The 24,355-nt window shown below is 73.3% G+C and carries 25 protein-coding genes; 8 read left to right on the top strand and 17 right to left on the bottom strand.

Annotated elements, in window-relative coordinates; all coding sequences use genetic code 11:
- Nucleotides 1–3: 3 nt before the first annotated feature.
- Nucleotides 4–1,215 carry a methyltransferase gene (locus AMK13_RS13355; RefSeq protein WP_074002353.1) on the bottom strand — a complete coding sequence of 404 codons (1,212 nt, stop codon included), beginning with the start codon at nucleotides 1,213–1,215 and terminating at the stop codon, nucleotides 4–6.
- 80 nt (nucleotides 1,216–1,295) lie between these two features.
- On the opposite strand from AMK13_RS13355, the gene AMK13_RS13350 reads away from it, so the two are divergent.
- Together AMK13_RS13350 and AMK13_RS13345 are read left to right on the top strand one after the other, a co-directional pair.
- Nucleotides 1,296–1,718, top strand: a complete 423-nt coding sequence (locus AMK13_RS13350) for a VOC family protein (protein ID WP_074002352.1) — start codon at nucleotides 1,296–1,298, stop codon at nucleotides 1,716–1,718.
- A 9-nt stretch (nucleotides 1,719–1,727) separates the two neighbouring features.
- The gene (locus AMK13_RS13345) at nucleotides 1,728–2,102 is read left to right on the top strand and encodes an RNA-binding S4 domain-containing protein (RefSeq protein ID WP_074002351.1); all 375 of its coding nucleotides are present in this window, start codon (nucleotides 1,728–1,730) and stop codon (nucleotides 2,100–2,102) included.
- 14 nt (nucleotides 2,103–2,116) lie between these two features.
- On the opposite strand, the gene AMK13_RS13340 is transcribed toward AMK13_RS13345, so the two are convergent.
- From AMK13_RS13340 to AMK13_RS13330, 3 genes are all read right to left on the bottom strand, one after another.
- Entirely contained in the window at nucleotides 2,117–2,626 is a 510-nt protein-coding gene (locus AMK13_RS13340; protein ID WP_049652075.1) for an FBP domain-containing protein, read from the bottom strand.
- A 44-nt stretch (nucleotides 2,627–2,670) separates the two neighbouring features.
- On the bottom strand, nucleotides 2,671–3,225 hold the full coding sequence (locus tag AMK13_RS13335) for a phosphohydrolase (protein WP_049652076.1): 555 nt from the start codon (nucleotides 3,223–3,225) through the stop codon (nucleotides 2,671–2,673).
- A 116-nt stretch (nucleotides 3,226–3,341) separates the two neighbouring features.
- Complete coding sequence (locus tag AMK13_RS13330) at nucleotides 3,342–4,226, bottom strand: SAM-dependent methyltransferase (RefSeq protein WP_079272094.1); 885 nt, start codon at nucleotides 4,224–4,226, stop codon at nucleotides 3,342–3,344.
- Between the two features lie 210 nt (nucleotides 4,227–4,436).
- On the opposite strand from AMK13_RS13330, the gene AMK13_RS13325 reads away from it, so the two are divergent.
- The gene (locus AMK13_RS13325) at nucleotides 4,437–5,348 is read left to right on the top strand and encodes a polysaccharide deacetylase family protein (RefSeq protein WP_079272093.1); all 912 of its coding nucleotides are present in this window, start codon (nucleotides 4,437–4,439) and stop codon (nucleotides 5,346–5,348) included.
- Nucleotides 5,349–5,390: 42 nt separating this feature from the next.
- Here the strand turns inward: AMK13_RS13325 and AMK13_RS13320 are convergent, their stop codons facing one another.
- The gene (locus AMK13_RS13320; RefSeq protein ID WP_074002350.1) at nucleotides 5,391–6,209 is read right to left on the bottom strand and encodes an SDR family NAD(P)-dependent oxidoreductase; all 819 of its coding nucleotides are present in this window, start codon (nucleotides 6,207–6,209) and stop codon (nucleotides 5,391–5,393) included.
- A gap of 304 nt (nucleotides 6,210–6,513) precedes the next feature.
- Between AMK13_RS13320 and AMK13_RS13315 the strand changes: the two genes are divergently transcribed.
- The gene (locus tag AMK13_RS13315; protein WP_074002349.1) at nucleotides 6,514–7,383 is read left to right on the top strand and encodes a 3-hydroxybutyryl-CoA dehydrogenase; all 870 of its coding nucleotides are present in this window, start codon (nucleotides 6,514–6,516) and stop codon (nucleotides 7,381–7,383) included.
- A gap of 72 nt (nucleotides 7,384–7,455) precedes the next feature.
- On the opposite strand, the gene AMK13_RS13310 is transcribed toward AMK13_RS13315, so the two are convergent.
- From AMK13_RS13310 to infC, 8 genes are all read right to left on the bottom strand, one after another.
- The gene (locus AMK13_RS13310) at nucleotides 7,456–8,298 is read right to left on the bottom strand and encodes a chitosanase (protein ID WP_049649866.1); all 843 of its coding nucleotides are present in this window, start codon (nucleotides 8,296–8,298) and stop codon (nucleotides 7,456–7,458) included.
- Between the two features lie 249 nt (nucleotides 8,299–8,547).
- On the bottom strand, nucleotides 8,548–11,049 hold the full coding sequence (pheT, locus tag AMK13_RS13305) for a phenylalanine--tRNA ligase subunit beta (protein WP_074002348.1): 2,502 nt from the start codon (nucleotides 11,047–11,049) through the stop codon (nucleotides 8,548–8,550).
- Complete coding sequence (pheS, locus tag AMK13_RS13300; RefSeq protein WP_049649868.1) at nucleotides 11,049–12,170, bottom strand: phenylalanine--tRNA ligase subunit alpha; 1,122 nt, start codon at nucleotides 12,168–12,170, stop codon at nucleotides 11,049–11,051. The genes pheT and pheS overlap by 1 nt, the downstream gene beginning before the upstream one ends.
- A gap of 172 nt (nucleotides 12,171–12,342) precedes the next feature.
- A complete protein-coding gene (locus AMK13_RS13295) occupies nucleotides 12,343–13,446 on the bottom strand; it encodes a sensor histidine kinase (protein ID WP_049649869.1) in 1,104 nt (367 codons plus the stop codon).
- Nucleotides 13,447–13,563: 117 nt separating this feature from the next.
- On the bottom strand, nucleotides 13,564–14,430 hold the full coding sequence (locus AMK13_RS13290) for a TrmH family RNA methyltransferase (protein ID WP_049649870.1): 867 nt from the start codon (nucleotides 14,428–14,430) through the stop codon (nucleotides 13,564–13,566).
- A gap of 100 nt (nucleotides 14,431–14,530) precedes the next feature.
- A complete protein-coding gene (rplT, locus tag AMK13_RS13285) occupies nucleotides 14,531–14,926 on the bottom strand; it encodes a 50S ribosomal protein L20 (protein ID WP_030055649.1) in 396 nt (131 codons plus the stop codon).
- Nucleotides 14,927–15,035: 109 nt separating this feature from the next.
- Nucleotides 15,036–15,230: a 50S ribosomal protein L35 gene (gene rpmI / locus AMK13_RS13280; RefSeq protein ID WP_030055648.1), complete on the bottom strand. Its 195-nt coding sequence runs from the start codon at nucleotides 15,228–15,230 to the stop codon at nucleotides 15,036–15,038.
- Between the two features lie 142 nt (nucleotides 15,231–15,372).
- Nucleotides 15,373–16,104, bottom strand: coding sequence for a translation initiation factor IF-3 (infC, locus tag AMK13_RS13275; RefSeq protein ID WP_074002347.1), 732 nt, complete (start codon nucleotides 16,102–16,104; stop codon nucleotides 15,373–15,375).
- A gap of 446 nt (nucleotides 16,105–16,550) precedes the next feature.
- Here infC and AMK13_RS13270 point away from each other — a divergent pair, with 446 nt between their 5' ends.
- Nucleotides 16,551–16,928 carry a DUF1844 domain-containing protein gene (locus AMK13_RS13270; RefSeq protein ID WP_049649872.1) on the top strand — a complete coding sequence of 126 codons (378 nt, stop codon included), beginning with the start codon at nucleotides 16,551–16,553 and terminating at the stop codon, nucleotides 16,926–16,928.
- 50 nt (nucleotides 16,929–16,978) lie between these two features.
- Here AMK13_RS13270 and AMK13_RS13265 read toward each other — a convergent pair whose 3' ends face one another.
- Nucleotides 16,979–17,752, bottom strand: a complete 774-nt coding sequence (locus tag AMK13_RS13265) for an SseB family protein (RefSeq protein WP_074002346.1) — start codon at nucleotides 17,750–17,752, stop codon at nucleotides 16,979–16,981.
- A gap of 102 nt (nucleotides 17,753–17,854) precedes the next feature.
- On the opposite strand from AMK13_RS13265, the gene AMK13_RS13260 reads away from it, so the two are divergent.
- The 3 genes from AMK13_RS13260 (at nucleotide 17,855) to AMK13_RS13250 (ending at nucleotide 20,712) form a co-directional block, all read left to right on the top strand.
- Nucleotides 17,855–19,078, top strand: a complete 1,224-nt coding sequence (locus tag AMK13_RS13260) for an amino acid deaminase/aldolase (RefSeq protein ID WP_074002345.1) — start codon at nucleotides 17,855–17,857, stop codon at nucleotides 19,076–19,078.
- 58 nt (nucleotides 19,079–19,136) lie between these two features.
- The gene (locus AMK13_RS13255; RefSeq protein WP_049649875.1) at nucleotides 19,137–19,556 is read left to right on the top strand and encodes a hypothetical protein; all 420 of its coding nucleotides are present in this window, start codon (nucleotides 19,137–19,139) and stop codon (nucleotides 19,554–19,556) included.
- Nucleotides 19,557–19,797: 241 nt separating this feature from the next.
- Entirely contained in the window at nucleotides 19,798–20,712 is a 915-nt protein-coding gene (locus AMK13_RS13250; protein WP_049649876.1) for a lytic polysaccharide monooxygenase auxiliary activity family 9 protein, read from the top strand.
- Between the two features lie 139 nt (nucleotides 20,713–20,851).
- On the opposite strand, the gene AMK13_RS13245 is transcribed toward AMK13_RS13250, so the two are convergent.
- The 3 genes from AMK13_RS13245 to AMK13_RS13235 all read right to left on the bottom strand — a co-directional run bounded on the left by AMK13_RS13245 (nucleotide 20,852) and on the right by AMK13_RS13235 (nucleotide 24,355).
- Nucleotides 20,852–22,012, bottom strand: coding sequence for a DUF2510 domain-containing protein (locus tag AMK13_RS13245; RefSeq protein WP_074002344.1), 1,161 nt, complete (start codon nucleotides 22,010–22,012; stop codon nucleotides 20,852–20,854).
- A 155-nt stretch (nucleotides 22,013–22,167) separates the two neighbouring features.
- Nucleotides 22,168–22,968, bottom strand: coding sequence for a 3-oxoacyl-ACP reductase (locus AMK13_RS13240; protein ID WP_049649878.1), 801 nt, complete (start codon nucleotides 22,966–22,968; stop codon nucleotides 22,168–22,170).
- A gap of 7 nt (nucleotides 22,969–22,975) precedes the next feature.
- Complete coding sequence (locus tag AMK13_RS13235) at nucleotides 22,976–24,355, bottom strand: aldehyde dehydrogenase family protein (RefSeq protein ID WP_074002343.1); 1,380 nt, start codon at nucleotides 24,353–24,355, stop codon at nucleotides 22,976–22,978.

Below are 24,355 nucleotides of genomic sequence, written 5' to 3'. Positions count from 1 at the left end.
GGGTCAGCGCTTGACGGCCCGCAGCACCACGAACTTGGGGTTCCCGGCGACGAGTTGGCAGTTGCCGAAGAGGCGGCGCAGCTTGACGTGGTAGCCGAGGTGGCGGTTGCCGACCACCCAGAGCTCGCCCCCGGGGCGCAGCGCCCGCTTGGCGCCGGTGAACATCCGCCAGGCGGTGGCGTCGGTGGTGGCCTGGTGGGAGTGGAACGGCGGGTTGTTGAGCACCAGGTCCACCGAACCGGGGGCGACCACGTCCCGGGCCAGGGCGTCGGCGGCCAGGAACTCGGCCGGGGCGTCCGGGCCCAGGTTGGCGCGGAAGGTCTCCTCGGCGGAGGCCACCGCCTGGTGCGACTCGTCCACGAACACCAGCTCCGCGCCGGGCCCGGCCAACGCGGCGGCCGTGCCGACCACGCCGTTGCCGCAGCCGAGGTCCACCACCCGGGCGCCGGGGGCGGGGACGGGCAGGTGGGCGAGGAGGAAGCGGGTGCCGATGTCGAGCCGGTCGGCGCAGAAGGTGCCCGCGTGGTTGACGACCGTACGGCCGGAGGCGGGGCCGATGTCCTGCGGCAGCGCGTAGCGGTGCGGCCACGGGTTGGGGCCGGGGTCCAGCGCCCGGTCCGGGGTGCAGAAGACCAGCCGGGCCTTGCGGGCGGCCAGCGAGGTGCGGGTCGGGCCGAGGATCCGCTCGAAGAGCCGGAGCGTGGAGGTGTGGATCTCGGTGACCATGCCGGTGCCGATCACCACGGTGCCCTCGTGGACGGCGGGGGCGAGCCGGTGCAGCTGGTCCTCCAGCAGGGCCAGGCTCTTGGGCACGCGCACCAGCAGCACGTCGATCCGCTCCGGCGGGGTGTCACGGGTGGTGAGCAGCCGGGACTCGTCGACGGCGGCGTGGGCCCGGGCCAGGTTGGCCAGGGTGGCCTGCCGGCCGAGGTGGGAGTCGGTGATCTGGACCGGCCGGTACTCGGCGAGCGCGGTGGTCAGCGCGCCCCAGCGGTCGCCGAGGACGGCGACCGTCCGGCCGGCCAGCTCCGTCACGGTGCCGGCCGCGCTGTCGGCCTCGCCCGCGAGGTGGCGCAGCAGGTACTCGTCGGCGGCGTCCCAGGCCCGCAGCCGCTCGCGCGGGTCCTCGGGGAAGCGGGTGAGCGCGAAGGCGCCCCACGGGGTGGCGAAGGAGCTGTCCGGCGGGGTCGCGGCGGGCGTGGTCTGGGGATTCATCGTGTTCTCAGGCTATCCGACGGTCCCGGGGGCGGTTACGGACGGATACTGGAAGGGCCCGGCCGAGAGAGGTGAGGGCGATGGAGTGGAAACTCGAAGTCGTGGTGGTCCCGGTCTCCGACGTGGACCGCTCGAAGCTCTTCTACGAGGAGCAGGCCGGGTTCACCGTCGACCACGACACCCTGTTGCGGGACGGGATCCGGGTGATCCAGCTGACGCCCCCGGGTTCGGCCTGCTCCATCGTGGTGGGCAAGGGGGTGATCGACTCGCCGCCCGGATCGGTCAAGGGACTCCAGCTGGTGGTGCCGGACATCGAGAAGGCGCACGCCGAACTGGTGGCCCGCGGTGTGCAGGTCAGCCCGGTCCAGCACTTCGTGGCCGGGGCCCGGGTGGACGGGCACGGCGAGGCGTGGAACAACTTCCTGTTCTTCAACGACCCGGACGGGAACGGCTGGGCGATCCAGGAGGCGCCGCCCGCGGGCGGGCAGGCCGTCCTTGGGTAGGCTCCCAGGATGGCTGAACACGAGGGAAGCGTGCGGGTGGACAGCTGGATCTGGTCGGTCCGGCTGGTCAAGACGCGGGCGCTGGCGGCGGCCGCCTGCCGGGCCGGGCACGTCCGGGTGAACGGCGAGCGGGCCAAGCCCGCCCAGACGCTGAAGCCCGGGGACGAGGTGCGGCTCCGCGAGGAGGGCCACGAACGGGTCGTGGTGGTGAGCAAGCTGATCCGCAAGCGGGTCGGCGCCGTCGTCGCGGCGGAGTGCCTGGTCGACAACAGCCCGCCGCGGCCGCCGCGCGAGTTCGTCGCGGCGGCCGGGACGCGGGACCGCGGGGCCGGGCGGCCGACCAAGCGGGAGCGCCGCGACCTGGACCAGCTGCGCGGGCACTGAGCGGCGCGGAGCCGCTACGCGACGTCCGCGGTGGCGAGCACCTTGGCGAGGAAGCCGCCGAGGTTGCCCACCGTACGGTCGATCTGCAGCTCCAGCGGCAGCGACTCGTCGGGCCGGGTGACCAGCGTGGACTTCTTCAGCCCGCGCACGTAGAGCGAGCAGGCCAGGTCGGCGCAGATGTACGTGCCGACCGTGTTGCCCTCGCGCCCGGCCGCCCCGGCCCGGCGGGCGGCGAGCAGCGCGACCCCCGACCCGGCGTGCGCGGTGATGCACAGCGAGCACACGTTGGTCTTGGTCAGGCTGCGCCGGATCACCGAGGAGCGCAGCGTCACGCCGACCGGCTCGCCCTCGTACGGCGCCACCAGGTACGCCCGGTCGGGCGCGCCCTGGTCCCGCCAGCCGAGGAAGTCCAGCTGCTCCCAGGGCAGTTCGGCCAGACCCCGGGGCAGGTGGAGCCGGCGGGCCTCGCCCTTGGAGCAGTTGACGAAGGACGCGCGGATCTCGTTCTCGCTCAGGGGTTCCATGCCGCGGACGCTAACACCGGCCGGCCGGGCCTGTCGCGCCGTTTTCACCCGGTCCGTACCGGGTGGGCGGCCTGGACGGCGAGCCGGCGCGGGGCGTCCTCGCCGATCCGGGTGAGCAGGTCGTCCAGGGCGAGGAAGGCCTCCCAGCGCTCCTTCCCGCCGGCGGCGGCGAGGCGGTCGACGACCAGGTCCTCCAGGTCCTGGACCCGCTTGTTCTTCCAGGCCTTGTCGGCCAGGCCGACCAGCAGGTCCTCGACGGTGGTGCCGGGCTCGTCCCAGCTCGCGTGGGTGCGGGCGAAGCGGGCGAGGTGCTCGGGGACGCCGTGGGCGAGCAGCAGGGCGTGCCCGGCGGGCTCGTGCCGGGAGCCGGGGGCGGAGAGCTCCTCGGGGTGGACGGTCTTGCCGATGTCGTGGGTGGCGGCGCCGTAGAGGACGGCCGCGCGGTCGAAGGCCAGGCCTTCGCGGGCGCAGAACCCGGCGATCTCCTCGGCGACCCGGTGCACCAGCGCGAGGTGGGCGACCAGGCGGGGCGGGGCGTCGACGGCCCGCAGCAGTTCGGCGACGTCGGCGGGCAGCGGCGGCAGGGCGGTGGTGGTCACGCCGCAGGGTAGCCGCGGGGGTGAGGGGTTGTCAGTGGGGTTCCGTAGCCTTCGACGGTCCGGTCCCGGCGTAGGAGGGAGGCGCCGGGACCGGGCCTGCTGTTCGAGGCGGACGACTACCGCTTGAAGGCGACGCCGGCGTACGCGGAGACGTCCTGCCAGCCCTCGGGGAGTTCGGAGGTCGGCACGTGGCCCGCGACGGGGCGCCAGAGCGGGAGCTGGACGAGCCCGGGGCCGACGAAGTCGAAGTCGCCGAAGAAGGGCTCGACGCCGGAGCGCGGGCGCAGCACGAGCGGGGCGCTGGCGCTGCGGTAGATGCGGGTGCCCTCGGCGGCGCTCTCGCGGGAGGCGAAGTCGGGGCTGCCGTGGGAGAGGATCAGCGCGCTGCCGGGGGCGAGCGCGTCGCGCAGGGTGCGGACGATCTGCTGGGCGCCCTCCTCGTCGCGGATGAAGTGCAGGACGGCGACCAGCATCAGCGCGACCGGCTGGGAGAGGTCGACGGCGCCGGCCAGCCCGGGGTGGCCGAGGATCGTGGCCGGGTCGCGCAGGTCGGCCTCGATCACCGAGGTGTGCCCGGCGGGGTGGCCGGCCAGCAGGGCGCGGGCGTGGGTGGCGACGATCGGGTCGTTGTCCACGTACACCACCCGGGCGTCCGGGGCGACCCGCTGGGCGACCTCACTGGTGGAGCCGACCGCCGGGATGCCGGTGCCGATGTCGACGAACTGGCGCACGCCCCGGCCCGCCACGTACTCCACCGCGCGGCCGAGGAACTGCCGGTTGGTGCGGGCCAGCAGCGGCAGCGCGGGGTAGGCGGCTATCGCGGCCTGGGCGGCCTTGCGGTCGGCCTCGAAGTTGTCCTTGCCGCCGAGGTAGTAGTCGTACATCCGGGCGGTGTGCGGGACGCCGGTGTCCAGCTCGCTCGGCGGCTGCCAGTCGCCGGTCCTGCCCCAGTCCCACTCGGTGTCCGTGCTCCGGCCGGTCGCCGCGCTGTCCTCGTACATCCTGTCCGCCCCCAATGCGCCATGCCGGAAGAGTTCGGCTACCGCCCGTCCTCACGCGGTGCGCGGTGATCGTATCCAAGGACACGCCGTGGAAACAGCGGGAGTTCAGGTTTACGCAACACCCGGTGACGGAGTGTGTGCACGTCAAGAAGGGTCCGGACGCTCGGCCCGGATCGCCCGCCCGAGCCGTCCTCTCTATGCTGGCTGCCGATGACTGCCGACCGCCGCAGCGTGCTGCGCACCACCGCCCGACTCGCCGCCCTCGCCGCCACCGGGGGGCTGCTGGCTGCCTGCGGCACCGGCACGCTCCGCCGGGCCGACCCGGGGGCGCTCGCCGCGCACCCCGGCACGGTGGACCCGCAGCACACCACCGACCCGGCCTGGAACGGCGGCGAGGGCCCGGCCTCCCCCGAGCCCACCGCCCCGGCGGAGCCCCGGCCCGACGCCGAGCCGACCGCCGCGGCCGCCGCCCAGCCCAGCGCCCCGCCGGCCCCGCCCGCGCTGCCGCCGCTCGCGCCCGGCACCCCGGTCGAGGTCGCGTACGGGCCGCGCACCGGGAAGAACGTGGCGCTCACCGTCCACGGCAGCGGAGACCCGAAACTGGCCACCGCCCTGCTGGAGATCGCCGAGCAGCGCGGCGCCAAGCTGACCGTGATGGTCGTCGGCAGCTGGCTCGACCAGCAGCCGCAGATGGCCCGGCGGATCCTGGACGGCGGCCACGAGCTGGGCAACCACACCCAGAACCACCTCAACATCTCCGCCATGACACCGGACCAGGCGCGCGCCGAGATCGCCCAGTGCGCGGAGCGCCTGCAGCGGCTCACCGGCTCGATCGGCCGCTGGTTCCGGCCCTCCGCCGCGCAGTACGCCACCCCGATGGTGCGCGAGCAGGCCAAGGCGGTCGGGTACGAGCACGTGCTGTCCTTCGACGTCGACCCGCGCGACTACAACGACCCCTCGGCGGCCGAGCTGCAGCGCCGGGTGCTGAACTCGGTGCGCGGCGGCTCGGTGGTGGCGCTGCACATGGGGCACCAGTGCACGGTGGACGCGATGCCCGGTGTCCTGGACGGCCTGGCCAAGGCGGGGCTCAAGCCGGTGACCGCCAGCCAGCTCTGCGCCTGAGCACCCGGGACCGGTCTGACGGGCCCCAGGGAACGCCCCAGGTCAGACCATCGGATCGTCGTCCTTGTACGGGCGCAGCCGCAGCGTACGGGCGTCCGCGGCGCGGATCGCGTCCGCCCGGTTGACCAGCTCCTCCAGGTCGTCCCGGCCGGCGTGGATGAACCGCCCGTGCAGTCCGTCGAAGCGGCCCCGGGCGGCGTCCACGGTGACCGCGACCATGTACGGGATGGAGCCCCAGGTCGTCGTCTCCTTGAACATCGGCATCCCGGCGGTCATGTCGGTGGCCACCGCGCCCGGGCTGACGTCGAGGACCACGACGCCGTTGCGGGCGAGCGAGTCCGCCATGTTGTCGGAGAGCTGGAGCAGCGCGCCCTTGGACGTGGCGTACGCGGTGTAGTTGCCGTCCGGGCGCAGCGCGAAGCCGGAGTTGAGGTTGACCACCCGGCCGCTCCGGCGGGCGACCATGCCGGGGAGCACGCAGCGCAGCAGGTTGTAGGGGCCGCGCAGGTTGGTCTCGATCACCTGCCACCACTGGTTCGCGTCGGTCTCCCAGATCGGTACCTCGGCGCGGTCGACCAGGCCGGCGTTGTTGACCAGCAGGTCGATCGGCCCGAGGTCGCGCTCGACCAGCCGGACGGCCTCGCGCACCGAGCCGGGGCGGGTGACGTCGGCGGTCACCGCGACGCCCCGGGAGCCGCGCTTGACGCACTCCTTGAGCGTGTCGGTCAGCGTCTCGTGGGTGCGGCCGACCAGGCCGACGGACATCCCCTCGGCGGCCAGGCCGATGGCGAGCTCCCGGCCGATGCCCCGGCCCGCGCCGGTGATCAGGGCGACCTGTCCTGCGAGCGATCCCGTCGACACCCTGTGCTCCCTTCACGTCCCCGGCCCTGTCCGCGTCCGCCGCCGGCCCCGTCTGCGGCATTCTGTCGGCAGCCGGGCGGAGCGGGCCCCGGGCACACGGGTCCGGGGCCGCTGCCTCACTCGTTCAGGTGAAGCCCAACCCTGGCACTACGCCGGGGAGGGGGTGACCTACTGGCCGGTACGGAGTAGTAACGTCGTCGGGGCGGTGACCGGTGCACCCATTCCGGCACACCGGCCCGTCGTCCAGCAGCTCGCTGGGCCACCCGAAGCTGGGCGACCCCCAGCACCGTCGAAGGGCAACTGAGTGAGTGACATCGCGCGCGTCGGAGTGATCGGCTGCGGTCTGATGGGGTCGGGCATCGCCGAGGTCTTCGCCCGGGCCGGGCTGGACGTCCTGGTGTCGGAGGCCAGCGGTGAGGCGCTGGAGTTCGGCCGCACCCGGCTGACCAACTCCCTGGAGACGGCGGTCAAGCGGGGCAAGCTGAGCCCCGAGCAGCGGGACGAGGCGCTGGCCCGGCTGTCCTTCACCGTCGAGCTGTCCGACTTCGCCGACCGCGACCTGGTGGTCGAGGCCGTCGCCGAGCGCGAGGACATCAAGGTCAAGATCTTCGAGACCCTGGACCGGGTGGTCGAGCGCCGCGACGCGATCCTCGCCTCCAACACCTCCTCGATCCCGATCGTGAAGCTGGCCGCCGCCACCACCCGCCCGGAGCAGGTGATCGGCCTGCACTTCTTCAACCCGGCGCCGGTGCAGAAGCTGGTCGAGGTCATCCCGACCCTGACCACCTCGGCGACCACCACCGAGCGGGTCGAGGCCTTCGCCTCCCAGGTGCTCGGCAAGGAGCCGATCCGCGCCCGCGACCGGGCCGGCTTCGTGGTCAACGCGCTGCTGGTGCCGTACCTGCTGTCCGCGGTGCGGATGTTCGAGACGGGCGTGGCCACCGCCTCCGACATCGACAAGGGCATGGAGGCCGGCTGCGCCCACCCGATGGGCCCGCTGCGGCTGTGCGACCTGATCGGCCTGGACACCATCGTCTCGATCGCCGAGTCGATGTACGACGAGTACAAGGAGCCGCTGTACGCCGCTCCCCCGCTGCTCTCCCGGATGGTCGACGCGGGCCTGCTGGGCCGCAAGTCCGGCCGGGGCTTCTACGACTACACCGCGAGCGCCTGACACCCCGGCGCGCGCGAACGGCGGGGCCCGGCGGCTGTGAACCAGCCGCCGGGCCCTTTCGCCTTGCCGGCGTCAGCTGTTGATGGCGTAGCTGTCGCCGTAGACCTTCCACTTCAGCGGCGGGTTGAGGTCGAAGTTCTTGGCGTTGAGGAAGACCAGCTGCTCGGTGTCGACCCGGCTGGTGTCGGAGTGCGCCTCCTCCTTCTTCATGACCACCTTGCGGGCGTCCAGGAAGGCCTTGAGGTAGGTGGCCTCGTCGCCGCCCTGGGCGGGGGTCTTGGCCTTCTTCAGGGCGGCGGCGCGGATGCCGCCGAAGCTGTCCGAGCTGTTGCCCGGGCCGTGCATGACGATGGCGTCGTAGTAGGCGAACTGGCCGAGCGCGCGCAGGCCGTCGCTCTTGGCCTGGTTGACGGCGGGGTTGAAGTACACCCGGTCGCGCTCGTCGTTCTGGGCCTGCTGGAAGACGGTGTCCTTGGCGGCGGTGGCCCAGTCCTTCTCGAACGCGGAGCCCAGCCCGGCGTGCGACTCGCTGCCGTTGACCTTCTTCAGCGCCGGCAGGTACTTGGCCAGGATGTTGCCGGGCTTGAGGTCGGTGTAGTGCTGGACCAGGTCCAGCATGTCACCGGTGCCGGAGCAGAAGCCGATGATGCCGGCGGTGTAGCCGCGGCCGTCCTTGATGTCCTCGATGTACTTGTACTGGGCCTTCCAGTCCAGCGACGAGTTCTCCGCGCTGGACACCAGCTGCATGGCGATGTCCTTCTTGTGCGGGTCGTCCAGCCCGACGCCCTTGAGCTGGACGGCGGCGGCGGGCGACGGGGCGGCCTGGGCCGCCGAGGTGGCCGCGACGGTCAGCGGCGCGGCCACCAGGGCGGCGGCGAGGGCGATGCGGAGGGCACGACGGGGCTGAGGGCGCATGGGACGCTCCGATTCCTCGTGGGGTTAGGAAACTTTCCTAACGAGAAAAAGGAAACGCTCTCGGCCCGGCTCCCGCAAGGGTTTTGACCGAACCTCTTCAAGAGATCTTGAGGGCCGGCGGCCGGGTCGCGACGTCCGGGCGACCGTCCGGTCGAGCCGGGGAAACGGCCGGGACAACACCGGGGAAACGGAGAGGGCCCCGCCCCGGACGCGTGGTCCGGGACGGGGCCCTCCTCGGGCGCTGCCGCGTCAGGCGCCGCGCAGCACCGCGCCGGTGCGGGCGACGGCCTCGGCGACGGCCGCCTCACGGGCGGCGGTGGCCTCGTCGGCGGTCAGGGTGCGGTCGACCGCGCGGAAGCGCAGCGCGTACGCCAGCGACTTCCGGCCCTCGCCGACCTGCTCGCCGGTGAACACGTCGAACAGCCGGATGGCCTCCAGCAGTTCGCCCGCGCCGACCCGCAGCGCGGCCTCGACCTCGGCCGCCGGGACGGCGGTGTCGACGATCAGCGCGACGTCCTGGGTGGCCACCGGGAAGCCGGAGACCGCCGGGCCGTTGACGCGCTCGGCGCCGTCCGCCGTCAGCAGGTCGACGTCGATCTCCATCGCGGCGGTACGGGCCGGCAGCCCGAGCGCCTTGACCACCCGCGGGTGCAGCTCACCGGCGTGGCCGACCACCCGGTCGGTGCCGGCCACCAGCAGCTCGGCGCAGCGGCCCGGGTGCCACGGCGCCAACTGGCCCTGGCGGACGGTCAGTTCGACGCCGGCCGCACGGGCCACCGTGCGGGCCGCCTCGACGGCGTCCGCCCAGGAGGCCTGGGAGCCCTTGCCCCACCAGCCCGACGGCAGCCGCTCGCCCGCGAGGGCGACGGCGATCCGGCGCGGCTGGTCCGGCAGCGCGGCGTCCAGCGCGGCCAGCTCCTCGTCGCTGGGCCGGTGGTCGACCGCCGGACGCGGGGCCACGCTCAGCTCGTCCTTGGGCAGGAAGACCGTGCCGGTCTCGAAGACCGCCAGGTCGGTGTTGCCCCGGCCGACGTTGCGGCGCAGCGCGCCGAGCAGGCCCGGCAGCAGCGTGGTGCGCAGCGCCGGCTCCTCGTCGTTCAGCGGGTTGACCAGCTTCACCGTGCGGCGGCGCCGGTCGTCCGCCTCCAGGCCGAGCGCCTCGAAGGCGGGCTCGCCGAGGAACGGGTAGTTGTTGACCTCGACGTAGCCGGCCGCGGCCAGCGCGACGCCGATCCGACGGTGCACCCGCTGGGCCTCGGTCAGACCCTTGCCCGGGGGGACGTTCGGCATCCGGGCGGGGACGTTGTCGTAGCCCTCCAGCCGGATGACCTCCTCGGCGAGGTCGTACGGGTCCGTGAGGTCGGGCCGCCAGGTCGGCGGGGTGACCTCCAGGATGTCGGCGCCGGAGACCGAGCAGCCGATCTCCTGCAGGCGCCGGGTGACGGTCTCGCGGCCGTACCCGGTGCCGGCGACCCGGTCGGGCAGGTCGGCGGCGATGGTGATGGTCCGCACCGGGTGCGGGGCCGCGATGTCGGTGACCCCGGCCTCGGCGGTGCCGCCGGCGATCAGGACCAGCAGGTCGACGGCGCGCTGCGCGGCGGCGCGGGTGGCCTCCGGGTCGACGCCGCGCTCGAAGCGCTTGGACGCCTCGGAGGGCAGCTTGTGCCGCTTGGCGCTGCGGGCGATGGCGACCGCGTCGAAGTGCGCCGCCTCGATGATCACCTCGGTGGTGCCCGGGCCTGCGGCCGGGTCGAGGATCTCGGTGGAGGCGCCGCCCATCACGCCGGCCAGGCCGATCGGGCCGCTGTTGTCGCAGATCAGCAGGTCCTCGGCGGAGAGCTTGCGCTCGACCCCGTCGAGGGTGGTCAGGGTCTCGCCCTGCGCCGCCCGGCGGACCGTAATCGGGCCGTCCACGCGCTGCTTGTCGTAGGCGTGCAGCGGCTGGCCGACCTCCAGCATCACGTAGTTGGTGATGTCGACGGTCAGCGAGATCGGGCGGATGCCCGACTTCTGGAGCCGGCGCTGCAGCCAGATCGGGGACTTGGCGTTCGGGTCGACGCCGACGACCGTACGGGCCACGAAGCGGTCGCAGCCGGTCTGGTCGTTGACCTTCACCAGGTAGCCGAAGGAGTTCGCCGGCGGCACGTCGAGCAGCGCCGGGTCGGCCAGCGGCAGCCCGTACGCGGCGGCGGCCTCACGGGCCACACCGCGCATGGACAGGCAGTAGCCGCGGTCCGGGGTGACGGCGATGTCGAGCACCTCGTCGACGAGCTGGAGCAGCTCGATGGCGTCGGTGCCGGGCTCGTACTCCGGCGGGAGCACGATGATGCCGTTGTGGTCGTCGCCCATGCCCAGCTCGCGGGCGGAGCAGATCATGCCGGCCGAGGTGTGGCCGTAGGTCTTGCGGGCCGCGATCGGGAACGGGCCGGGCAGGACGGCGCCCGGGAGCACGACCACGACCTTGTCGCCGACGGCGAAGTTGGTCGCGCCGCAGACGATCTCCTGCGGGTCGCCGGTGCCGTTGGCGTCGCCGACGTTCACGAAGCAGTGCCGGATCGGCTTCTTGAAGCCGGACAGCTCCTCGATGGAGAGCACCTCGCCGACCACCAGCGGGCCCTTGAAGTCCGCGCCGATCTGCTCGACGGTCTCGACCTCCAGGCCGGCCCGGACCAGGCGCTCCGCGACGTCACGGCCGGTCTCGCCGGCCGGCAGGTCGACGTACTCGCGCAGCCAGGAAAGCGGGACGCGCATCAGATCTCCATCCCGAACGGGAGGGTGAAGCGGACGTCACCCTCGACCATGTCGCGCATGTCGGCGACGTTGTGACGATTCATCAGGATCCGCTCCAGGCCCAGGCCGAAGGCGAACCCGCTGTAGCGGTTCGGGTCGACACCGCAGGCGACCAGCACCCGCGGGTTGACCACGCCGCAGCCGCCGAGCTCGATCCAGCCCTCGGAGGAGCAGGTACGGCAGGGGCGGTCCGGGTTGCCGACGCTCTCGCCGCGGCACACGAAGCACTGGAGGTCGATCTCCGCGCTCGGCTCGGTGAACGGGAAGTACGACGGGCGCCAGCGCAGCTCCAGGCCGCCGCCGATCAGCTTCTCGACCAGCACCTCGATGGTGCCCTTGAGGTCCGCGAAGGTGATGCCCTCGTCCACCGCGAGGCCCTCGACCTGGCGGAAGACCGGGGTGTGGGTGGCGTCCAGCTCGTCCGTCCGGTAGACCCGGCCGGGGCAGACCACGTAGAGCGGGGGCTCGCGGTCGAGCATGGTGCGGGCCTGGACCGGGGAGGTCTGGGTGCGCAGCACCACGCCGGAGTCGGCGGAGCCGTCCGGGGCCTGGACCCAGAAGGTGTCCTGCATCGAGCGGGCCGGGTGGTCCGGGCCCAGGTTGAGGGCGTCGAAGTTGAGCCACTCGGCCTCGACCTCGGGGCCCTCCGCGACCTGGTAGCCCATCGCGACGAAGGTGTCCTCGATGCGCTCGGCCATGGTGGTCAGCGGGTGCCGGGCGCCGCGCGGGGCGCGGTCGTACGGCAGCGTGACGTCCACCGCCTCCTCGACCAGCACGCGGGCGTCCCGCTCCGCCTCCAGCTCGGCCTGCCGCTGGGCGAGGGCCTTGTTGACGGCCCCGCGGGCCTGACCGATCAGCTTTCCGGCGGCCGCCTTGGCGTGCGGGGGCAGGGCCCCGATCTCGCGATTGGCGAGCGAGAGCGCGGAGCGGTCGCCGGTGTGGGCGACCTTGGCCTGCTTCAGCTCGTCCAGGGAGCCGGCGGCGGCGAACGCGGCGACCGCCTCGTCCCGCGCCTGCTCCACCACCTCGGGCTTGAGGGCCTCGACCTCGACCGGGTCGTACGACTTGTTGGGTGCCGACATCTCTATCTTTCCCGTGCTCCTGCTCGTCCGTGCTCAAGGTCTTTGGGCCAACGCCAAAGGTCGAGTGTAGTCGCAGCGTGTATCACCGCTGCCGCGAAGCCCGTCCGGGGGGAACGACGTCCGACCTGCTCGGGATCCCGAAGCAGGCTGTGCTTGGCGTTCACGCACTTTCTCAGAGCATGAAGTCGGGCACCCCGGCGGGCAGGATAAATCGGAACCGGGCGCCGCCGCCGGGCGCGCGGTCGACGCGGATCGAGCCGCCGTGGGCCTCCACGATGCCCTTGACGATGTAGAGGCCCAGGCCCGTACCGCCGCGCTTGGAGCCGCGCCAGAAGCGGGTGAAGACGCGCGGCACCGCCTCCTCGGGGATGCCGCTGCCTTCGTCGCTCACGGTGACCGCCGTACCTTCCACGATGCGGGGCGGGGTGCCGTTGCGCTCCCAGACGGGCGCCTCGACGACCTCCTTGGCCGGTGCCACCTCGATCGTGACAGTTCCCTCACCGTGCCGCACCGCATTTTCCAGCAGGTTGGCCAGCACCTGGTCGACCTTGTCCGGGTCGGCCCACAGGACGGTCAGCGGCTCGCTGATCCGGATGTCGAACCGGTCCTCGGGGATGCCGGTGGCGACCTTGCGCTCGACGTGCCGGCGCACCGCCGCCGCCAGGTCCACCACCTGCTTGCGCAGCTCCAGCCGGCCGGCGTCGATCCGGGAGATGTCCAGCAGCTCGGCGATCAGCCGGGTGACCCGGTCCGCGTCGGCGTCCACGGTCTCCAGCATCAGCCGCTTCTGCCCGTCGGTGAACCGCTCCCACTTGGCCAGCAGCGTCGCCGTGAAGCCCTTGACGCTCGTCAGCGGGGAGCGCAGCTCGTGCGCCACGGTGGCGATCAGCTCGGCGTGGCTGCGCTCGGTGCGGCGCCGGGCCTCGGTGCCGCGCAGCGCGATCACCAGGCGCTCCAGCGGCCCGCCCGGGGCGCCGCGCACGTACCGGGCGGAGACCAGCACCTCACGCCCGCCGGGCAGCAGCAGGTTGCGCTCCGGCTGGCCGGTGCGGATGGCCAGGCCGCCGTACGGGTCGGTCAGCTGCCACCAGCGGCGGCCGTCCAGGTCCTCCAGCGGGAGGGCGTCCTCCAGCCCGCTGCCGAGCGCGGCCTGCGGGAGCACGCCGGTGAGCCGGGCCGCGGCCCGGTTGAAGCAGACCACCCGGCCCAGCGCGTCGGCGACCACCAGGCCGTCCGGCAGGTCGTCCGGGTCGAGCTCTGGCCCGCTGCCGACCATGGGTTGCCTCCCCGATTACCCACCGTGCCGTTCCCCCCACAGAGGCAGACCCTAGCGTCTCCCAGGCGGGTGTAGTAGGGCTTGCAACGGGGAGATCCCGGTGCGCCCCCGGGTGCGTCAGGCGTTCGAGCGGCAGCCGCCGGGCGAACGCTGCGCCCGGGCCGAGGCGTACAGGCAGACGGCCGCGGCCGTGGCCAGGTTGAGGCTCTCGGCGTGGCCGTGGATCGGAACGCGCACGACCTCGTCGGTGAGCGCGCGGGTCTCCTCCGGAAGCCCCCACGCCTCGTTGCCGAACACCCATGCGCCGGGCGCGCCCAGCGTGCCCTCGTCCAGCTCCTGGTCCAGGTCCCGCTCCCCCGCGCCGTCCGCGGCGAGCACCCGGACACCGGCCTCGCGCAGCCTGCCGACGGCCTCCTCGACCGGCACGCCGACCGCCACCGGCAGGTGGAACAGGCTGCCCACGGAGGCCCGGACGGCCTTCGGGTTGTAGAGGTCCACCGAGGCGTCGGTGAGCACCACGGCGTCCGCGCCGGCCGCGTCGGCGGTGCGCAGCACCGTGCCGGCGTTCCCGGGGTCGCGCACGTGGGCGAGGACCGCGACCAGCTTGGGGCGGGCCCTGAGCACCTCGTCGAACGGGGTGTCGATGAAGCGGCAGAGCGCCACGATGCCCTGCGGGGTCACGGTGTCGCAGATGTCGGCGATCACCTCGTCGGTGGCGGTCAGCACCGGCAGCCCCTCCGCCAGGGCGGCCTCGACGATGCCGGCGTGCCGCTCGGCGGCCTCCTGGGTCGTGTAGACCTCGACCACGGCGTGCTCGCCGCTGCCCGGCAGCCTGCCGAAGGCGACGGCCTCCCGGACGGCCTGCGGGCCCTCGACCAGGAAGCGGCGCTCCTTGCCGCGCTGGCTTCGCTTGGCCAGCCGGCGGGCGGCGACGACGCGCGGCGAGCGCAGGGAGGTCAGCAGGGGGGTGTCGGTGCTCGGCATGGTCTCGATCTCTGAGGGCGCTGAAGGAGGGGGGCGAAAGCAGGACCGGACCCGCAGGCGAGCCTGCGGGTCCGGTCAGAGCTCAACCGATCTCGGAAGATCAGGCGGCGTCCGCGGCGGCCTTCGGGGCGTTCACGTCGGCCGGCAGCGCCTTCTGGGCGACCTCGACCAGGGAGGCGAACGCACCCGGGTCGTTGACGGCCAGGTCGGCCAGCATCTTGCGGTCGATCTCGACGCTGGCGGCCTTCAGGCCCTGCACGAAGCGGTTGTAGGTGATGCCGTTGGCACGGGCCGCAGCGTTGATGCGCTGGATCCACAGCTGACGGAAGTCGCCCTTGCGCTTCTTGCGGTCGTTGAAGTTGTAGACCAGCGAGTGGGTGACCTGCTCCTTGGCCTTGCGGTACAGGCGCGAACGCTGGCCACGGTAGCCGCTGGCGCGCTCCAGGATGACCCGGCGCTTCTTGTGGGCGTTGACTGCCCGCTTGACGCGTGCCACTTGATTACTCCTTGGGTTGGACCACGGACTACTTCACGTGGTCCGTCATTCGAATGGGTCGGGAAGGATCAGCTGCCCCGCTCACGGCTCGCGCCGGGCGGGAGGGCGATCACTTGCCGAGAAGCTTCTTGATCTTCTTGGCGTCAGCGGGGGCCAGCTCGACGGTCCCGGCCAGCTTGCGGGTCAGCGTCGAGGGCTTGTGCTCCAGGAGGTGGCGGCGGCCGGCGCGCTCGCGCAGCACCTTGCCAGAGCCACTGATCTTGAAGCGCTTGCTGGCGCCACTGTGCGTCTTCTGCTTCGGCATTTCGCCGTATCTCCTCGTCAGTCCCGTCCGCGCCCGCGCGACGTGCGCCGCGCGGGCGTGAACTGGATGGATCTGCGGTGACCGGGCGGGACGCCCCGTCACCCTGGGGGCCGGTCTCCCGGGCCTCCTGGCCGGTGAGGGCTCAGGCGCCCTGGGAGGCGGCCGGCTGCTCGACCGGAGCGTCGGCCTCGACGGCCGGCGCCTCGGCCGGGGCGTCCTCGGCCTCGGTCACGACGTCCTCGACGTCGGTCACGACGTCCTCGTCCTCGATGTCCGCAGCGGCGTCGGGGCCGCCGGTGCGGCCCTGACGCTCGGCCTTGCGGGCGTCCGCGAGGGCGCGGGCCTCGGCCATCGCCTCGGTCTTCTTCTTGTGCGGGCCAAGAACCATGATCATGTTACGGCCGTCCTGCTTGGGCGAGGACTCGACGAAGCCCAGGTCCTGGACGTCGTCGGCGAGCCGCTGGAGCAGACGGAAGCCCAGCTCGGGGCGGGACTGCTCACGACCGCGGAACATGATCGTGATCTTGACCTTGTCGCCCTGCTTGAGGAACCGGACGACGTGACCCTTCTTGGTGTCATAGTCGTGCGGGTCGATCTTCGGCCGGAGCTTCATCTCCTTGATGACCGTGTGCGCCTGGTTCTTGCGCGCCTCACGGGCCTTCATGGCCGACTCGTACTTGAACTTGCCGTAGTCCATGAGCTTGCACACCGGCGGCCGGGCGGTCGCCGCGACCTCGACCAGGTCGAGGTCGTACTCCTGCGCGAGCTCCAGCGCCTTGGCAAGCGGCACGATGCCGACCTGCTCGCCGCTGGGACCGACGAGTCGCACCTCGGGGACGCGAATCCGGTCGTTGATGCGGGGCTCGGTGCTGATGGGGCCTCCTCGGTTGCACCTTCTGCGATGCGGCCGTCGGACGGCGGTCGCACGTAGTGGACTCGACCACTGGGCGGGGCTTCATTCGTGCTGCGCTGTCCGGCTACGTACACCGCCACACGAAAAAAGCCCCGCTCGGTACAAGCGGGGCTCCACACAACCGGGGGCTGCGCCCGGTGAGGGGCGCTGCGGCGACTCGGCGCCAGGGGCGCCCGTCGCGGACCGGGACCCGTCGGCCGCGAGGCCGACAAGGTGGGAGACTTTCGCGGTTGCCCTCTCAGGCCTCCTCAGTGGAGCCTCCACTTGCTGGCCGAGTGCCCATACGGGATCCCGGCCGGTCAGTCTCGAAGCTTACAGCGTCACGCGGTCGAACGCTATTCCGCCCCGGCGCGGACCCCCTTGTACGCTCCACGTGTACCCACACGGCACAACGGAACGAGCCACCCTTGAGCAGCGAGCCCACCCAGAACCCCGGCGCGGACGACGACGCGATCGGCTTCGACGACCTCACCCGCGACATCGCCGAGGTCCCGGCCGTCGAGGTGATCACCACCGTCGCCGTGCACCTGATGAGCGCCGCCGCGGTCAAGTGCGGTCTCGCCGAGGGCGGCGACAAGGACAAGGACCTGGACGAGGCCCGCAAGCTGATCACCGCGCTCGCCGGGCTGGTCACCGCCGGCGCCCCGGAGATCAGCAACTTCCACGCCGCGCCGCTGCGGGACGGGCTGCGCTCGCTCCAGCTCGCGTTCCGCGAGGCGTCCGTCGTCCCGGACGCGCCGGGCGCGGGGCCGGGCGAGAAGTTCACCGGGCCGGTCTACTCCTGACGTCCGGACGGGGAAAGGAGCGGCACACGTGTGCCGCTCCTTTCTCACGTCTACCGCTTGTAGAGCGGCTCCCCCGGCAGCTCCGCACCGGCCGGCAGCACCGCGAGGTCCAGCCCCCGGTCCAGCCGCACCCGCAGCACCGGGTCGGCGGCCACGGCCTGTCCGACCCGCTGGGCGGCCGCCTGTAGCCCGGCCTGGTCCAGCGCCGGGTCGAAGACCACCGCGAGCACCCCGTCCGAGTCCTCCGAGGCCGCCAGCAGCCCGGTGACCACCTGCGGCTCGGCCGCCAGCAGCCCGCGGACCGCCTCGCGCACCTCCGGGTCCCGGACCGGCGGCAGGAACGCGCGGTTCTCCGCCAGCGCCCGCAGCCGGGCACCGCTCAGCAGGAACGGCACCGGCCCGGCCGGGTCGATCAGCAGGGTGTCGGCGCGCTCCGAGAAGGCCACCATCGCGGCCTGCGGGGCCGCGGTCGGCGCCGGGCGGGCGTCGGCGCGCCAGCGGGCGAGCGAGTCGAGCGAGGTGAACGCCGGCAGCGCGCGGCGCCCGTCCGGGGCCTCCAGCACCGGGACGGCCATGTCGCTGGTCTTCTCGTGCCGGTGCCCGTTCGCGTCCACCTCGACCTCGCCGAGGATCGCGACGATCGGGACCATCAGCCGGGTGGGGGTCAGCGCCGCCAGCACCTCCGGCTCGGCCGCGCGGTCCTGCGACCAGCGGGCGAGGGCCTCGGTGAGCGCCTGGTCGGCGGTGCCGTCGTCGTCGGAGAAGCCGGGATTCGGGATGCTCTTGCCGACGAACGCCGGGTTGGAGAAGTCTTTGCGGTCCACCCGCCCGACCCTATGCCACCGCGCGCGAGCGGCCCCATTTCCCTGCACACTCCCCGCGCACGGGGCCTACCCACCGGTAGCGCGGTGTGGCACCCTGCGGCCATGGTGATCCTCGACGCGCCCGCGACCGCACCCGCCCCGGTCTCCGACCGCCTCCGGTACGACCGCGCCACCGCCCACCTGGACGGGCCGGTGGCCGTCGTGGACCTCGCCGCGTTCGACGCGAACGCCGCCGACCTGGTCCGCCGGGCCGGCGGCAAGCCGATCCGGCTGGCCAGCAAGTCGATCCGCTGCCGGGCGCTGCTGGAACGGGCCCTGGCCGTGGACGGCTTCCTCGGGGTGATGAGCTTCACCCTGGACGAGTCGCTCTGGCTGGCCCGCACCGGCGTCCGCGACATCCTGCTCGCCTACCCCTCCGCCGACCGGGCCGGCTACGCCGAACTGACCGCCGACCCGGAGGCCGCCCGCGAGATCACCGTCGTCCTAGACGACCCGGCCCAGCTGGACCTGATCGACGCGGCCCGCGGCGGCGACGCCGAGGTACGGGTCTGCCTGGAACTGGACACCTCGCTGCAACTGCTCGGCGGCCGGGTCCGGGTCGGCGCCCGGCGCTCGCCGCTGCGCACCCCCGAGGACCTCGGCGCCTTCGCCGAACTCGTCCAGCGCCGCCGGGGCTTCCGGGTGGTCGGCCTGATGGCGTACGAGGGACACGTCGCCGGGGTGGGCGACCGGGTGCCCGGACGGCCGGTGCGCTCGCAGCTGATCCGGCTGATGCAGGCCAGGTCCCGGACCGAGCTGGCCGAGCGGCGCGCGGCGGCGGTCCGACGGCTGCGGCGGGTGGCCGACCTGGAGTTCGTCAACGGCGGCGGCACCGGCAGCGTGGAGTCCACCGTGGCCGAGCGCGCCGTCACCGAGGTGGCGGCCGGCTCCGGGCTGTACCAGCCGCGGTTGTTCGACAACTACCGCTCCTTCCGGGGCCGCCCGGCCGCGCTGTTCGGCCAGCCGGTGGTGCGCCGCCCCGGCCTCGGCGTGGTGACCGTGCTCGGCGGCGGCTACCCGGCCTCCGGCGCGGCCGGCCCGGACCGCTCGCCGGTGCCGTACCTGCCGGCCGGGCTGCGCTACGACCCGATGGAGGGCGCCGGGGAGGTGCAGACCCCGCTGCTCGGCTCGGCCGCGGACGACCTGCTGATCGGCGACCGGGTCTGGTTCCGGCACGCCAAGGCGGGCGAGCTGTGCGAGCGCTTCGCCGAGCTGCACCTGGTCGAGGGCGACCGGGTCGTGCGGACGGTGCCGACGTACCGGGGCGAGGGGAAGACGTTCCTCTGACGCTTCGTCCGCCTTTGCCCTACCGTGGTGGCGACACTGCGAACGTGAAGGGGGCGGCATGGACGCCGAGCTCGTGCAGGAGATGGTGAGGTCCGGGGCGACCTCGGTGGCCGGACTGATGGCCACGGCCGCCTGGAACCAGGCCAGTTCGCGGATCGCCCGGCTGTTCGGGCGCGGCGAGCGGGACGAGGAGGCGAGCGCCGAGCTGGAGGTGATCCGCGCCGAGGTGCTGGAGGCCGACGGCGACGAGGAGGTCCTGGCCGACCAGGCCGCCGCCCTTCGCAACCGGCTGCGCGCGCTGTTCCGGACGAACCCGCAGGCGGCCGAGGAACTCTTCGACATCCTCAGGGAGTTCCTGCCCGGGCAGTTCGAGAAGGCGCCCGGCGGGACCTACATCATCAACACCATCAGCGGCAGCTCGACCGTCAACAGCGATCTCGTGATCCAGGCCGGCATCATCCACGACATGCGGCACTGACCTTTCCGGAGCCTTAACGGGGCCCGATGGAACGGCTAACCACGGCCGTCCGTCGGGCCTTTGTCCTGCTCCGGGGCCTACAGTCCGTCAACAAGCACAGTACGCGCGGCTATTGCCTTCTGGTCCAGACCAATCCTACGCTCTGGCCGGGAGCCGCGCGCCGGGCCGGCGGCTCCCGAACGGGCAGGCGTGCCCGTTCCCCCACGCACGCCCGGAACGACGGTCAAGGAGTCCCCACCCCATGTCCATCAAGCGAAGTGCCCTGTCCGTCGGCGTGATCGGCGCCGCGGTCGTCGCGGTGGCCGGTGCCACCGCCGGCACCGCCAGCGCCCACGGCACGATGACCAACCCCGTGAGCCGGGTCGCCGCCTGCTACGCCGAGGGCCCCGAGCACCCGGTGTCCCAGATCTGCAAGGACCTCGTCGCCGCGAGCGGCACCCAGCCGCTGTACGACTGGAACGAGGTCAACATCGCCAACGCCAACGGCAATCACCAGGCGCTGATCCCGGACGGCAAGCTCTGCTCGGCCAACCGCGACAAGTACGCGGCGCTGGACTGGCCGCGCACCGACTGGCCGGCCACCGCGGTGAAGTCCGGCGCCTTCACCTTCCAGTTCCGCACCACCGCGCCGCACGTCGGCACCCAGACCGTCTACATCACCAAGGCGGGCTACGACCCCACCAAGCCGCTGAAGTGGTCGGACCTCGACCCGACCCCGGTGGCCAAGGTGCAGGTCGACCGCAACGCCGTCAACGGCTCCTACAGCTACTCCGGCACCCTGCCGCAGCGCACCGGCCGCCAGGTGCTGTACACGGTGTGGCAGCGCAGCGACAGCCCGGAGGCCTTCTACGCCTGCTCCGACGTCGACTTCGGCGCCTCCGCCACCGCCGCGTCGGCGCTCACCGCCCAGGCCCCGGCCGCGCCCAGCGACGCCCAGATCGCGGCCGACGCCTCCAAGTCCACGGTCGCCCACCACGGCCACGGCGGGGACCCGGACTCCCCGGCCGGCCAGGTGATCCCGACCGCCTCGGCGGCCGTGGGCGGTACCTCGGCCACCGGTCCGCTGCTGCTCGCGGGTGCCGCCGCGATCAGCGTCGGCTGGGCCGGCATGGTGCTCCGGCGCCGTCGCGTCGAGGCTGTTCGACGCGACTCCTGACGCCGGGCGCGGGACCGGGCCGGCCACACCCCCGTCCGGCCCGGTTCCCGCGGCACCACCCCGCGTACGAGCGAACGGCGGCGGCCCACCCGGAGGGTTCCCTCCCGGGTGGGCCGCCGCCGTGTGAGGAGCGCGGTGCTCAGGTGGTGGTGCCCCCGGCGCCGCCGGCGCCCGCACCGGACCCGCCGGAGCCGGGCAGCCCCGGGATGGTCGGCAGCTTGCCCTTGTAGTCGGTGATGCCCTTGACGATGGTGTCCATCACCGCGACGTCCGGCGACTTGTCGGCGATGTCGAAGCCGAAGTGCACCGAGACCAGCGACTTCCCGTCGGCGGACGGGAAGACCACGGTCTGCACGTAGCCGTTGTTGCCCTTGGGCGCGTCCACCTTCCAGCGGACCAGGTAGCCGTCCTGGCCGTTGACCTTCACGGCCTCGGACTTGAGCTCCTGGTGCCCGGTGACGTCGCCGTACGCGGCCTTGGCGGCCGCCGCGATGTCGGCCTTGGCCGCCGCCTGGGCGTCGGTGCCGCCGCCGTCGATCCGGCCGGTGTTGGCCCCGCCGAGGGAACAGATGTTCTTGCCGTCCACACAGGTGTACGAGCCGACGCTGAGCATGGCGTAGCCGTCGGTGGTGGTGCCGGCCTCCCAACCGTCCGGGACCGGCAGGGTGAGCTTGTTGACCACGTCGATCGCCTGGTCGGTGCTCGGGCGGGTCTTGCCGCCGCCGTTGCCGTTCCCGCCGCCGCCCTTCCCGCCGTTCCCGCCGTTGCCCCCGTTGCCGCCCTTGCTGTCCCCGCCCCCACCGTTGCCGGGGTCGCCGAAGCCCGGGAGGCCGCCCCACGGGCCGTAGCCGCCGCCCTGCGGGGCCGGGCGGGCGCTGCGCGGGGCGCGGTCGCCGTGGCCGTCCACCGCGAGGTAGGTGACCCCCGCGCCGACGGCCAGGCCGAGCAGGGCGGCGACGGTGGTCGCCAGCACCAGCTTGGAGGGCTTGCGCCGGGGCTTGCGCGGCGGCCCGGCGGGCGAGCCGTAGGCGGCGCCGAAGGGCGGCGGCTCCGGGTAGCGGACGGTCGGGCCGCTCTCCAGCACCTCGCCCTCCAGCACCGTGGTCTGCCCGGCCGCTCCCGGCCCCGGGGCCGCGGCGGCCGTCGGCTCCGCCTCCGGAGCCTGCGGTGCCGGGGCGTCCGAGGGTGCGGGCCGGGTGTCGGCCGTCCAGCCCTTGCCGTCCCACCACCGCTGCGGCCTCGGGTCGCCGGTGGTGTTCTTGGGGTCCGGGTACCACCCGGCGGGAATCTGCTCGCTCACGGTAGAGAATCTAAAGGCAGCCGGATAAACGCGAAATCAGCGCGGCCCGGAATTCCCGCCGTTTTCGATGAGATTCCGGTGAGAACCCCGGCTGCGACCCTTCCGCGGCCCTTGTGCAGCCCTTGTGCGGCCCGACCGCCCGCGGCCGCGGACGGCTACAGCGGTGTGACGTACGCCCCGGAGATGCCGCCGTCCACCAGGAACTCGCTCGCCGTGATGAACGAGGAGTCGTCGCTGGCCAGGAAGGCCACCGCGGCGGCGATCTCCTCGGCCCGGGCGAACCGGCCGAGCGGGATGTGCACCAGCCGGCGGGCGGCCCGCTCCGGGTCCTTGGCGAACAGCTCGCGCAGCAGCGGGGTGTCCACCGGCCCCGGCGAGAGCGCGTTGACCCGGATGCCCTCCCGGGCGAACTGCACGCCCAGCTCGCGGGACATCGCCAGCACCCCGCCCTTGGAGGCGGTGTAGGAGATCTGCGAGGTGGCCGCGCCCATCCGGGCCACGAAGCTGGCGGTGTTGATGATCGAGCCCCGCCCGTGCCGGCGCATGTACGGCAGCGCGGCCTTGCAGCACAGGTAGACCGAGGTCAGGTTGACCTCCTGGACCCTGCGCCAGGCGTCCAGGCCGGTGGTCAGGATCGAGTCGTCCTCGGGCGGCGAGATGCCCGCGTTGTTGAACGCGACGTCCACGCTGCCGCAGGTCTCGTACGCCTCGTCGAACAGCGCCTCGACCATGTACGGGTCGGTGACGTCGGTGTGCACGAACAGCCCGCCGACCTCCTTGGCGGCGGCCCGCCCGGTCTCCTCGTCGAGGTCGGCGCAGACCACCTTCGCGCCCTCCGAGGCGAGCCGGCGGGCGGCGGCCAGGCCGATCCCGCTGCCCGCGCCGGTGACCACGGCGGTGCGGCCGACCAGCCGTCGGCAGACGGGCTCGTCCGGCGCGGCGTGCTTCTCGCTCATCGGGCTGTCACTCCTCGCTGTGGATGAAGACGTTCTTGGTCTCGGTGAAGTGGCGCAGCGCGTCCGGCCCCAGCTCGCGGCCCACCCCGGACTCGCCGAAGCCGCCGAAGGGCGTCCAGTAGCGCACCGAGGAGTGCGAGTTGACCGACAGGTTGCCCGCCCGTACGCCCCGGGCCAGGCGCAGCGCGCGGCCGACGTCCCTGGTCCAGATCGAGCCGGACAGGCCGTAGCGGGTGGCGTTGGCCAGCCGCAGCGCGTCGGCCTCGTCGGTGAACGGCAGGACGGCGGCGACCGGGCCGAAGATCTCCTCGGTGACGGCCGGGACCTCCGGGTCCTCGGGGGCGACCACCGTCGGCGGGTACCAGTAGCCGGGCCCGTCCGGGACCTTGCCGCGGGCCAGCACCGGCAGGTCGGGGGTGAGGTAGGAGGCCACCCGGCGGACCTGGGCGGCCGAGATCAGCGGGCCGAGCTGGGTCTGCGGGTCGGTCGGGTCGCCGGTGCGCAGGGTGTCGACGGCGGGCAGCAGCAGGGCGAGGAAGTCCTCGTACACCTCGCGCTGGACCAGGATCCGGCTGCGGGCGCAGCAGTCCTGGCCGCTGTTGTCGGCGAAGGAGAGCGGGTCGGCGGCGCGGGCCAGGTCGGCGTCGGCGAAGACGATGTTGGGGCTCTTGCCGCCGAGCTCCAGGGTGACCCGCTTGGCGCGGGCGGCGCAGCGGGCGGCGACCTCCTTGCCGACGAGGGTCGAGCCGGTGAAGACGATCTTGCGGACGGCCGGGTGGTCCACCAGGGCGCGTCCGGTGGTGGCGCCCGCGCCGGGGACGGTCTGGAACAGGCCCTCGGGCAGGCCCGCCGCGAGGGCGAGTTCGGCCAGCCGCAGGGCGGTCAGCGGGGTGGCCTCGGCGGGCTTGAGCAGGACGGCGTTGCCGGCCGCCAGGGCGGGGGCGAAGCCCCAGGCGGCGATCGGCATCGGGAAGTTCCACGGCGCGATCACCCCGACCAGGCCGACCGGCTCATGGAAGGTCACGTCCAGGCCGCCGGGGACCGGGATCTGCCGGCCGGTCAGCCGTTCCACTCCCCCGGCGGCGTACTCCAGCAGGTCCCGGACGTTGCCGGCCTCCCAGCGGGCGCTGGCCTGGAGGTGGCCGGCCTCCGCCACCTCCAGGGCGGCCAGCTCCGGGACGTGCACCTCGACCTGGTCGGCGAACCGGCGCAGCAGCCGGGCGCGTTCACCGGGGGCCAGCGCCGCCCAGCCGGCCTGGGCCTTCACCGCGCGCCGGACGGCCGCGTCCAGCTGCTCGGGGGTGGTGTCGGGGACGGTGGCGAGCACCTCGCCGGTGGCGGGGTTGCGGACCGTGCTGCTCCCGGCGGTCGCGTTCGGCTCGCTCAT

The sequence above is a fragment of the Streptomyces sp. CB02056 genome (assembly GCF_001905545.1).
Lineage (GTDB): Bacteria > Actinomycetota > Actinomycetes > Streptomycetales > Streptomycetaceae > Kitasatospora.
Note: the sequence above shows the minus strand (reverse complement) of the source record. Positions and strands in the feature narration are given on the sequence as shown.